Source organism: Prochlorococcus sp. MIT 1300 (assembly GCF_034092375.1).
In the GTDB taxonomy this organism is placed as follows: domain Bacteria; phylum Cyanobacteriota; class Cyanobacteriia; order PCC-6307; family Cyanobiaceae; genus MIT-1300.
The window spans coordinates 292,712-304,502 of sequence record NZ_CP139302.1; the positions used below are offsets into that span (position 1 = coordinate 292,712).

Here is an 11,791-nt window from a genome sequence, read left to right on the forward strand (position 1 = left end):
AGCTTAGTCAAATTGCTCTATTATCGACTCTGAATCAATTACAATTCCTTTGATTTTTTGGATTTGTTCTTTTGTTGCATCTTCCCATAGTCCCCTATGAGAAGCCTCTAACAACCTTTCTGAAATGTCTCGTAGCGACCATGGATTATTATCCTTTAAAAAAGTTATAACTTCTTTATTGTCTAGCCATGAACTTGTTATTTCAGAATAACACCAATTAGGAACGCAACCCGTTGAAGCATCGTATGCAAATAGATAGTCCAGGCTAGCTGACATCTCAAAACCTCCTTTGTACCCATGTCCAATCATTCCTTTAATCCACTTGGGATTAGTTAACCTTGAACGTACAACCTTGTCTATTTCTTTAGTAAGCGAATGTACCCTAGGTCGTTCTTTACGTGAATTATCGGCAAATAACATTTCTGGCCTGGAACCGGTAATTTTTTCTATGGCTGCTGATAACCCACCGTGAAATTGGTAATAGTCATCGGAATCAAGTAAGTCATGCTCTCTATTGTCTTGCGTGTGAAGAGCTATCTGAGTTCCTTCTAATGCTTCCTCAAGGCCTTTACGGTCTTCCTTAGGGTTAGCAGAATCGTCATAACTCCACTTGCTCCATTCCATAAATACTTCGCCAAGGTCAGATCTTGTATTCCATTGACCGTTATCTATTAAGCCCTGGAGTCCTGCACCATAAGAACCTGGAGCAGAACCATAAATTCTTCCTTTGTGAGATTGACTCTTGATTGAATGGGAGTAGGGATTCATGTTTTGTTCTTCATCAAGCTTTCCAACTAAAGTAACTGCTTTATGTACCCATCCAATTAATTGAGGAAAGGCATCTCTGAAAAGGCCTGAGATTCTTAATGTGACATCGACTCTAGGTCTTTGAAGAATTTTTATTGGTATAACTTCGAGATCAACCATACGCCTACTTGGTCCATCCCAAATAGGCTTAACTCCAATTAATGCTAATAAAAGTGCAATATCCTCTCCTCCATTTCTCATGGTAGATGTTCCCCAAACTGAAAGAGCTAGAGACTTTAAATATTCACCATGTTTGAGTATATAGTTTTCAATAATAGTTTCAGCATTTCGCCTTCCTAAATCCCAGGCTGATTCAGTTGGAAGTCCGCGAAGATCAACACTAAAAAAATTTCTGCCTGTAGGAAGCACATCGTGCCTACTCCTAGTCGGAGCACCAGATGGTCCTGCCTTAACTCGTCTGCCATTAAGTGAATTTAATAAACTCTTTTTTTCAAATTGGAAGGAATTACATATATTTTGATAGACGACTTCTTTTATGTACTTTAGTAGTGGGTCGTTGTGCCAGCTAAGAACCCATTCATATAGAGGGGGGACTAATTCCTGCTCCTTAAAATTTGGCTGGTCAAGTTCTACTAATAAAGACAGAATATGTAATGCCTGATGTTCTATCCAGTCGATAGCATCGCCTTTTCTCCTTAGAGATTGTTGACAGTATTGCCTAAGTTTCAGGATGTCTTCTGGGTTTAACATATCGCCTTCCTCGTCACACCAAGGGTCTAGAGATAATTCCAGTCTTTCTGATACCGATTGTGTAAAACCTTTGTATTCAGCAAATGGCGATCGAACAATAGTTAGAAGTAACTGAAGTTTTTTGGAAGGATATAGATCTTGACCAAAACTATGAAGGCCTGTCCTTATTTGGGCTTCCTTAAGTTCACATATATACGATTCAGCTTGATTTATATAATCTTTAAAATCATCTATTTTGCTTATACTGTTATCAATAGGCCAGCTTTTTTTATTTAGAAGTTTTAAGATAGACTCTTGTATGATTGGTAATCTGGATGCCTGTAATTGCTCGGCCTCAAAATACTCATCAATTAAATTTTCTAATACGAGGTAATCTCCTGACAACTCAGCCCGATCTAAAGGTGGTGTTAAGTGATCAATTATGACAGCTTGCTTTCGTCTTTTAGCTTGAGAACCCTCCCCCGGATCATTAACAATAAATGGGTAAATAACTGGAATTGCATTTATAGCTACATTAGGGTAACAGTTAATGCTTAACCCTACGGCCTTACCAGGTAACCATTCTACACTTCCGTGTTTACCTAAATGAATGAGTGCTTGTGTATTGTGGATTTCTTGTGCCCATACATATTGGGCAAGGTATCTATGTGGTGGGGGTAAGTAAGGCGAGTGTAAGTCTTCTAGTTGGTCCGAGTCATATCCCCTGCTGGGCTGTATAAGTATAACTATGTTGCCAAATTGAATACCATGAATAGCAAACCCAGATGATTCCAGATCTATAGCTTTTTGTGGCTCACCCCATCTTTTAAGTATTGGTAATTTGGCGGGTTTGGGTAATTTGGACCACCAATTCAAGTAATCATTAAGAGAAAGGTAGGTAAGAGGCGCCCTTGAAAAACTCTCTGGATCGTTTGTTCTGCCCTTTAATATTGAGTCGATAAGTTCTTTAGAAGATACAGGTAATTTCTGTTTAGAAAGATTGTATCCACCATCCTTAAGCCAATTGATTATTGAGAACAAACTTTCAGGTGTATCTAGACCGACACCATTGGCAAGTCTTCCATTCCTTATTGGATAATTGGAGAGGACAATAGCAACTTTTTTGTCGTTATTTTGGGTTCTTTGTAATTCTACCCAGTTATAGACATGGTCTACAATCCATTGTATACCAGATTGATTCGGCGTGTGTTCATGGAGTATTGTAGAGAGTATTTGACTAGATTTTCTAACGGATCTGAAGGCAGCTGGGCGAGTCGTTATTCGTCCATCTAGTTCCGGAAGAACTACCTGTAAGGATAGATCTAAAGGGTCTAGACCTCTATCATTGGTGCTCCACTCCTTCTTCGACCGTGTACTAATTAATGCTTGTAAAACGGGTACATCTAGCGAATCCCAAAGAGGAGCACCAAGACTGGCTTCTTCAAAAATAACAGAGGCAAACGAAGTAAGTGTTAACACTAAGGATACAGATTCATCCTTAAATATTTTTTCTGTAGCTTGTTGTATGACTTTACTACGCAGACTACTGACAAGTATGGTTCTTGGTACCAAATTTCGTAACCTTATTTTTTGGATTATCGAATTAATTAATTTTGTGTCTCCTGACTGTACTAGAGATCGATAAACTACAAGACCAACTCTAGGGCCAGACTCATCTTGCCAATTCCATTTATATGGGTCATCCAAATAATCAATCTTGTGATCTTTTAAGTTAACAGTTCTGTGGTTTTTTATTAATTGAATCATTTGTAAAAATGTCTGAATATTATTTGTACCGCCTTGAATTAAAAGTTCTGCTAAATGGTTAGCTAGCTTGTAATTAACTGTGCCTAAATGGTGAAGTATTTCAAACTGATCCTGTGTTCCAGCAAGTAGAATTAATTCTCTACATTTTTCTTGTTCCTGCCAATTTAAAAGTTGTTCTATTCCGTAACTCCAGTGTTCTCGTCCACCGAGTAATCTGAGGATAATAACATCGGCTTTAGATGCAGTTATTGTCAGATAATGATCGATCTGAGAGGGATGGCTCAAGCATGACAGTGGTAAGGCTCTAATTTCATTTCTTAGAGAGCAATCAAACTCACTGTCAATCGCTGTTGCTAGGGTTGATATGTCAGAGACTGCACTTGTTAAAAAAAGTACGGGGGCAGGAGGCTGCTCAACAAGGGTTACATCATTACTGTCTTCATCACCAGGTAGGCTTGCTATGCGGTGCATTGAACGAACCTCCAAGAATTAACCCTCAGAGAGCCTCTGTACTGGCTCAAAGATTTGCACATCACGGCTTTTTTAGAGATGCATCAGTTCCTTCCCTACGCTTGGTTCCAGGGGAAATGCGTCCCCTTTGAGGAGGCAAGGGTTTCTGTTGCTACTCATGCCTTGCATTACGGCACAGGAGCCTTTGGGGGAATGAGGGCCATCCCCGACCCGAAAGATAGCAACAGCATTCTGCTATTTAGAGCCGAACGTCATGCTAAACGCCTTAGTCAAAGCGCAAGGCTGCTTTTAACAGAATTATCAGAAGAGACAATATTGAACTCATTAAATCTTTTTATTAAGGCAAATAAACCAACTAGACCTATATATCTTCGACCATTTGTGTACACAAGTGATTTAGGTATAGCACCTAGATTACACAACATAGAAACAGACTTTCTAATATATGGCTTGGAATTGGGAGATTATTTGTCTCCTGACGGTGTTAAATGTCGTTTTAGTAGTTGGACACGTCAGGAAGATCGATCCCTGCCACTAAGGGGTAAGATAAGTGGAGCATATATCACAAGTTCGCTAGCCAAGACAGAGGCTGTTTTAAGCGGCTTTGATGAAGCTCTACTTTTAAACAGTCGCGGAAAAATAAGCGAAGCTAGTGGAATGAATCTATTTATTGTAAGAGATGGAAGTTTAATAACCCCAAGTGTTGATCAAGACATACTTGAAGGAATTACGAGGGCTAGTGTTATTGAAATTGCGAAGAATTCGGGAATAAACGTAATTGAGAGACCAGTTGACAAAACCGAACTCCTTATAGCTGATGAGGTCTTCCTGACTGGAACAGCAGCGAAAATTACTCCAATACGGCAAATAGAGTCCACAGTTCTCTCTAATACAAGACCAATCATGGAAAACTTACGTGTAAAGCTTACAAGAATCACAGAAGGTGTAGATCAGGAATTCCGACATTGGATTACCAGGATTACCTTCTGAAACTGATGAAGGCAACCTCCTATCAGCGTAATTTGCAAAGCACTTATTATCCATTGAAGTAACTTTATGACTCCAAAAAATACAAACCACACATCCAAGAATATTGATTTGCTCGAGTATCTTAATGGCCCATCAAATCCTGTATTAGTTTTTGATGGTGCGACTGGTACGTCCCTACAACAACTCAACTTATGTGCAGAGGACTTTGGAGGGCCTCAACTTGAGGGTTGCAATGAAAATTTAGTTATTTCATCTCCCGGGTCCGTGGAAAAGGTACACCGTCAATTTCTGGATGTTGGATGTGATGTAATAGAAACAAATACCTTTGGAGCAACTTCAATTGTATTGGCTGAATATGGATTAGAAAGTGAAACATACAAAATAAATCTTAAAGCTAGTCAATTAGCTAAGACTCTTGCTGCAGATTATTCGACCTCCAAAAAACCAAGATTTGTTGCAGGTTCAATAGGTCCAACAACAAAATTACCAACTTTGTCACATATAAGTTTTGATGAATTACGAGATAGTTATAAGGAGCAAGTAGAAGGACTAATTGATGGGGGAGTTGATTTATTGCTAATAGAAACATGTCAGGACCTACTTCAAATTAAATCTGTACTAAATGCTATAGAGCAAACATTTACGGTGAAGTCAAAAAGATTACCGGTTATGGTTTCTGTCACGATGGAGACCACAGGTACTATGTTGGTAGGTAGTGATATAGCCACTGTAGTAACAACTTTAGAACCATATCAAATAGATATCTTGGGCCTCAACTGTGCGACTGGACCTGAACAAATGAAAGAACATATTAAATACCTATCTAAATATTCTCCTTTTCTGATCAGTTGCATACCTAACGCCGGCCTACCAGAAAATGTTGGAGGTATTGCCCATTACAGATTATCACCTATTGAATTAAAAATGCAGCTCATGCATTTTGTTGAGGATCTTGGAGTGAGAGTGATTGGTGGATGCTGTGGTACGACTCCAGACCATATATCAGCTCTCGCCAAAGAAGTAAGAAATTTAAATCCCGCTCCTCGTAGTCATAGGAATGGTAAAGAACATTTGGAACGAAGCCTCAAAGGTTTCGAACCATCGGCATCATCGATTTACAGCTCAACAACATTTAAACAAGACAACTCCTTCCTTATCGTTGGCGAAAGATTGAATGCTAGTGGCTCCAAGAAAGCGAGAGAGCTTTTAAATTTAGAAGATTGGGATGGTTTAGTTGCACTAGCAAGAAATCAAGTTAAAGAAAATGCTCATATATTGGATATAAATGTTGATTATGTAGGGCGTGATGGTGTCAAGGATATGAACAGCCTAGTTAAGAGATTGGTTACCAACATTAACTTGCCACTTATGCTCGACTCCACGGAGTGGCAAAAAATGGAAAGTGGTTTAAAGGTTGCTGGAGGAAAATGTATTTTGAACTCAACAAACTTTGAAGATGGAGATGAACGCTTTTATAAAGTAGTAGAAATAGCTAGATCATACGGAGCATCAATAGTTGTAGGTACTATTGATGAGGAGGGTATGGCAAGAACCTCTTCCAAAAAGTTTGAAATAGCGCAGCGCGCATTTCAAGCCTGTATCAATTCAGGAATTCCGGAGCATGAAATATTTTATGATCCACTTGCGCTCCCAATATCTACAGGTATAGAAGAAGATCGCTTAAATGCCTTTGAGACAATTAAAGCTATAAAGCTAATTAGAAATCACTTACCTAATGTACATATCATACTTGGTATTTCTAATATTAGTTTTGGCTTAAGCCCAGCTGCTCGAATTACACTCAATTCTGTGTTTCTTAACGATTGCTATGAAGCGGGTCTAGACGCTGCCATTATCTCGCCATCTAAAATTCTACCTTTAAGCAAAATCAATCCCGAACATCAGAAAATATGTAGAGACTTGATTTACGATCGAAGAGAATATAATAATTCCATTTGTCAATATGATCCTCTTACTAAACTTACTTCAGTCTTCGAAGGAGTATCTACCAGTCAGGCACGTTCATCAAGTCAATCCCTAAAGGAATTAGCAATTGAGGAGCGTTTAAAAGTACATATAATTGATGGCGAACGAATCGGGCTAGATGAAGCACTATCTATAGCACTTGAAAAGTATAAGCCTCTTGAGATAATCAACAAATATTTGTTGGATGGAATGAGAGAAGTAGGAGAACTTTTCGGATCCGGTCAGATGCAATTACCTTTTGTCCTTCAATCAGCACAAACAATGAAGTTTGCTGTTTCTTTTCTAGAACCCTACATGGAAAAAAGTGAAGGTGACTCTTCCTCTAAAGGTAAGTTTCTTATAGCAACTGTTAAAGGTGATGTTCACGATATAGGAAAAAACCTTGTTGACATAATCCTAACTAATAATGGTTATGAAGTAATTAACCTTGGCATCAAACAAGATGTAAAAGCGATAATTGAAGCACAAAATACTCATCAGGCCGATTGCATTGCTATGAGTGGTTTGCTTGTAAAGTCCACGGCCTTCATGAAGGACAATCTACAAGCCTTCAATGAAGCTGGAATCTCTGTTCCGGTTGTATTAGGTGGTGCCGCATTAACACCAAAATTTGTTAACGGAGACTGTAGTGAGATATATAAAGGGAAGGTCCTTTATGGAAAAGATGCATTTACAGACTTAAGATTTATGGATGAATACATAACAGCTAAAGCAAATGGTAACTGGAATGATTTTGAAGGGTTTAAAAATGGTTCACCTGAGGGTATTAATTTAGGAGGTCAGCAGTTAATTGAATCTAATTGTAAACAACCTAATAATTTACTCAACGATGAAAAACACCAGATTGAAGCTATTCCAAATTTAACAATATCTACTGAACGCTCTATTACAGTACCAGAGGAAAAAGCAATTCAACCTCCTTTTATTGGTTCTAGGGTTCTTTCTCCAGCAGAAATACCAATAGAACAGCTTGTCTTTTATCTAGATAAACAAGCATTATTTTCAGGTCAATGGCAAATTAAGCGAAACAAGAATCAATCAAGCCACGAATATAAGGCCTATCTTGAGAAGGAAATTAATCCAATACTAGAAAAATGGATTGATTTAATAATTTCTGAGCAACTAATTCTTCCATCCGCGGTATATGGATATTACCCTTGTGGACGAAATGATAATAGCTTAAGAATATACGACGAAGACTCCAACAAAGAGCTAGCAATATTTAATTTTCCTCGACAAAAAGGTGGAAATAAATACTGTATTTCCGATTATTATTTAGATTTAAATAATAATGGCCCTTTGGACTTCCTCCCTATGCAGGCGGTTACAGTTGGAGATCGTGCAAGTCAATACGCACAGAAATTATTTAAATCTGACAACTATTTAGATTACCTCTATTTTCATGGGCTAAGTGTACAGCTAGCGGAGGCACTGGCGGAATTTGTACATTCAAGGATAAGGATTGAATGTGGATTTAGTAACCAAGAGCCAAATGAAATAAAAGACATCCTTGCTCAGCGATATAGGGGATGCAGATACTCATTTGGCTATCCAGCATGCCCCAATGTTTCTGATTCAAGAATTCAACTATCAATCCTTAAAGCAGACAGAATTGGATTAACCATGGACAAAAGCGATCAGTTACATCCCGAACAGAGCACTACTGCCCTCATAGCTCTACATAGCAATGCACGGTACTTTGCTGCATAGAAAGCTCCTCAATGCCACGCAGGAGCCCCTCTGAGCCATTCCAAAGACATTTGGACAAAAAGGGATGGCGAAGCCATTGGAGCCCCGTTCAAGACCTTTTGCGGATTGGCAAATTGATCCGAAGCCCAATTTATTTGGCCTGGGTCTAACGGGAAATTTAATTAGCTGTGATGCGAAGGGATTTCAGTAGGTTTTAATCAAGACCTAGTCCTTGCAAAGAGTTTCCATAGTTTGAATAACGTCTTGTTGAAACTCGTCAAGGGAGTCTGAATCGCTCAGATCAATTCCCTCACCAGCAGCATTCTGGGTTAGCTCTTGAAAATGGAAAGCTCCCTCTCCATTTGCCAAGAACTCTATCGCCGACGTTTCTCCACTTTCACGAAAGGCATCGCAAAGCGCGAGGAAGGCCGCGTCTTCAGTGAACTCCCAATCCATTGAGGAGGTATGACTGATTGACGTTTAACGCCTTCCCCCCTGCATTCGTCAACCTTCTATGTACACAATGTGGCACTAAGTTGTGAGATTGAAGCACCGCTAACCCCGCCATTATGCTCGAAAACCCAGTTCTAGAAAGCTCTTTAAACGTTTACGGACAACCTTTGGAAATTTGCTCTTGTAAACCCATAACGGGTTGGTTTAGAGATGGAACATGTCGAACTGACAGCTCGGATTTTGGCTCGCATACCATCTGTTGTGAAATGACCGAGTCTTTTCTTCGCTATAGCAAGGCTCAGGGGAATGATTTGACAACCGTGTCAATCTTGAACGACTTTCCTGGTCTTAAAGCAGGTGAGAGATGGTGCCTTTGCGCCTCTCGATGGAAAGAAGCTTATGAAGACGGTGTGGCTCCATTAGTAGTTCTTGCTTCAACCGAGATGAGTGCGCTTAAGATCGTCCCGCTAGAAATTTTAGAAAAGTATGCATTACAAATTACAAACTAGAATTGTTGCCTATTTGATTGGCATCATTTTCAAATAAAATTTAGGCAGCTCGTTATGATCGTTAAAAACACCGCCCTAATCTCATTAGTTAAATGACGGACGATGCCAATAAAGATTCATATTGGCGAAAGGCTCTGATAAGAACTAACCAAGCTCTTGAGAATGGAGCTTTAGTACATCTAAGAACAAAAGTAGAAACACTAACGAATAATCCGGGTAATGATTTTGAGTTGCGTTCACTCTCAGTCCCAACTCCCGCCCATTTAAATGCTGCTGGACCAAAGATCAACCCATTTCGCCCATGGGATAAAAGATTAGAAATAGAATGTGTTTCCAAAGAACATGTACTAATACTTAATAAATATCCTGTACACAAGGGCCATATGCTTTTAATAACAAAACGCTGGGAACCACAAAATGGATGGATCTCTATTGAAGATTGGAATGCAATAGCGAAGATTGATTATGATACTAGTGGGCTGTGGTTTTTCAACAGTTCATCAAATGCTGGAGCTAGTCAGCCTCATCGTCACCTTCAGTTGCTCCGAAGGGCTAGTGGGGAAATGATATGTCCGCGGGAAGACTGGTTTATTGATCGTATCAAAAATAAAAAGGATGAAACCGTCCTGGACAGATCATGCCTTGTTATTCAGAGAGAACCAACAAGTAACCAACAAGAGGGGATAATACTTATGCAGAAATATTGTGAATTGGTAACTGCAATGTCGATAGGAGACCCTATGAGAGATGAGGCACCAAGGACACCATATAATTTATTGATTACTCCAAGATGGATTGCTGTAATTAAACGACGAAAAGAGGGTGCTTATGGTTTCAGTATAAATGGATTAGGTTTTGCGGGTTATTTGTTATCCACAGAAGATTCAGATATAGAATGGCTGCAAAAACATGGTCCTACATCCCTAATAGAAAGCGTTGTTTCTTACTAGTCCTCGTCCTTTTATCCTTGGAATATCGGTAGTCCAATTAATTCAGTTAGTCTTCGCTCTTGTCAAATCTGTTGATTTGGGTTTCCAGGGTTGAAATTGACGCATCCATTGCGGCTAATCTGCTTTCAAGGGCATCACGGAAAAGTCGAAGCATTTCAAGTCTTCTGTTCAAAATGGAAAGACGCCTGCTTGTTGGGTCAATTCTGGTTGAACAAAAATGGGGAATTAACATGGTTTAAGAAAAGACTTCCTAATACTCGCGTATTTGAATCAATAGTGTGGACTTTGGGAACTAGGCTTGTGGTAGCAGTAACGTAAATGTGGCTGGGGCAGAAGAGGAGGTAACCCGAAGGATATCCGTGGACTTGCCTAGTCACCTTGTTGAGCGCTTTGATGAGTTAAAGCGTGAGTGGGGTCTGAGAGGAAGAGGGGCTGTACTTCGGAGGTTACTAGAGGAGATACTTCCGAATGAAACAATCGATGAGATTACCAATGAGAGCAAAGAGCAAGGAGAATTAGTTTTTAATACCGTCACTGAGGAAGTTACAGATCCAAAATATGATGAGAATCAAGCTTTAGTTCTTATAGGTAAAAAAACAAACTTTGGTGAGACGTTAGAAGAAATATCAACTTTCCAAAGGCCAATCGAATCAAAGGCTCGAAAGGGATTAGGAGCATCCAGTGATGGTGGTATTGATCTTCCAGGTTTTGTTAGAAGAAAAACAGATAATTTAAAACAGAGCCTATCACCAAGAATTGTTGAAAACACTTACAAAGAAGATTCTGTTGTCCCCATTGTTAGGGAGAAAGATGTTCTTAATAGCCTTGTTATTGCAAAATCGCATTGGATCAATATTTATGGACAAGCTCCTGGAGATAGGGTCGTTGAAGCAGCAATGATTTGGCTAGCTCGGGATATATGGGATCAACTAGATGAAACACAAGGAAGGGCTTTTACATGGAGCATTGCAAATCAATTAATGAATAAATACTTTACTGAGTGGGGATCACGGCCACCAGTCTTTGAAAATATTATTGTTCTCGCGGGGATCTTGGAAGACCCGTTCGCAAGTGATTCACTTGCCAAAAGAATTCCAACATTAATTAAGCGATTCGTTAACAGATTTAAGAGAAGTAAAACTGTGACTTCTTTTCAAACACTTGAATCCACTATGACCGTCCATGGGGCTTTGAAGCTACTAGATCTGCCAACTACTGCAGGGGCTTCGCTCACTCTTTGCCTTATACGTGATTCTTATAAGGCCAAGGCTTTGAAAAGTCACCCTGACGCTGGTGGTTCTACAGAGGAAATGAGGCGATTAAATGAAGCTTATCAATTACTGAAAGACCTATACCGAAAATAAACTAATCAGTCTCATATTGGACTCGTCACAAGTCCAATCATGAGACTATTATAATACCTATAAAAGGAATTCAACTGAAGCAGTTATAAAGCTGCCCATGACTAGGAGTCTGCAA

At 39.4% G+C, this 11,791-nt stretch carries 7 protein-coding genes; 5 read left to right on the forward strand and 2 right to left on the reverse strand.

The window, feature by feature from the left end; translation table 11 throughout:
• Window positions 1–3 precede the first annotated feature (3 nt).
• Entirely contained in the window at window positions 4–3,735 is a 3,732-nt protein-coding gene (cobN, locus tag SOI83_RS01525; protein WP_320676847.1) for a cobaltochelatase subunit CobN, read from the reverse strand.
• A 78-nt stretch (window positions 3,736–3,813) separates the two neighbouring features.
• Here cobN and SOI83_RS01530 point away from each other — a divergent pair, with 78 nt between their 5' ends.
• Complete coding sequence (locus SOI83_RS01530) at window positions 3,814–4,725, forward strand: branched-chain amino acid transaminase (RefSeq protein ID WP_320677577.1); 912 nt, start codon at window positions 3,814–3,816, stop codon at window positions 4,723–4,725.
• Between the two features lie 66 nt (window positions 4,726–4,791).
• On the forward strand, window positions 4,792–8,421 hold the full coding sequence (gene metH / locus SOI83_RS01535) for a methionine synthase (protein ID WP_320676848.1): 3,630 nt from the start codon (window positions 4,792–4,794) through the stop codon (window positions 8,419–8,421).
• Between the two features lie 204 nt (window positions 8,422–8,625).
• Here metH and SOI83_RS01540 read toward each other — a convergent pair whose 3' ends face one another.
• The gene (locus tag SOI83_RS01540) at window positions 8,626–8,856 is read right to left on the reverse strand and encodes a hypothetical protein (RefSeq protein WP_320676849.1); all 231 of its coding nucleotides are present in this window, start codon (window positions 8,854–8,856) and stop codon (window positions 8,626–8,628) included.
• A gap of 113 nt (window positions 8,857–8,969) precedes the next feature.
• Between SOI83_RS01540 and SOI83_RS01545 the strand changes: the two genes are divergently transcribed.
• The 3 genes from SOI83_RS01545 to SOI83_RS01555 all read left to right on the forward strand — a co-directional run bounded on the left by SOI83_RS01545 (window position 8,970) and on the right by SOI83_RS01555 (window position 11,676).
• A complete protein-coding gene (locus SOI83_RS01545; protein WP_320676852.1) occupies window positions 8,970–9,362 on the forward strand; it encodes a DUF2237 domain-containing protein in 393 nt (130 codons plus the stop codon).
• 92 nt (window positions 9,363–9,454) lie between these two features.
• The gene (locus SOI83_RS01550; protein ID WP_320676853.1) at window positions 9,455–10,312 is read left to right on the forward strand and encodes an ATP adenylyltransferase; all 858 of its coding nucleotides are present in this window, start codon (window positions 9,455–9,457) and stop codon (window positions 10,310–10,312) included.
• Window positions 10,313–10,632: 320 nt separating this feature from the next.
• A complete protein-coding gene (locus SOI83_RS01555) occupies window positions 10,633–11,676 on the forward strand; it encodes a ribbon-helix-helix protein, CopG family (RefSeq protein WP_320676854.1) in 1,044 nt (347 codons plus the stop codon).
• Window positions 11,677–11,791: the final 115 nt, after the last annotated feature.

What these genes read in the sequence shown, in the direction of transcription:
- cobN (WP_320676847.1), bottom strand. Translation starts at nt 3,735, where the DNA reads ATGCACCGCATAGCAAGCCTACCTGGTGATGAAGACAGTAATGATGTA.
- SOI83_RS01530 (WP_320677577.1), top strand. Translation starts at nt 3,814, where the DNA reads ATGCATCAGTTCCTTCCCTACGCTTGGTTCCAGGGGAAATGCGTCCCC.
- metH (WP_320676848.1), top strand. Translation starts at nt 4,792, where the DNA reads ATGACTCCAAAAAATACAAACCACACATCCAAGAATATTGATTTGCTC.
- SOI83_RS01540 (WP_320676849.1), bottom strand. Translation starts at nt 8,856, where the DNA reads ATGGATTGGGAGTTCACTGAAGACGCGGCCTTCCTCGCGCTTTGCGAT.
- SOI83_RS01545 (WP_320676852.1), top strand. Translation starts at nt 8,970, where the DNA reads ATGCTCGAAAACCCAGTTCTAGAAAGCTCTTTAAACGTTTACGGACAA.
- SOI83_RS01550 (WP_320676853.1), top strand. Translation starts at nt 9,455, where the DNA reads ATGACGGACGATGCCAATAAAGATTCATATTGGCGAAAGGCTCTGATA.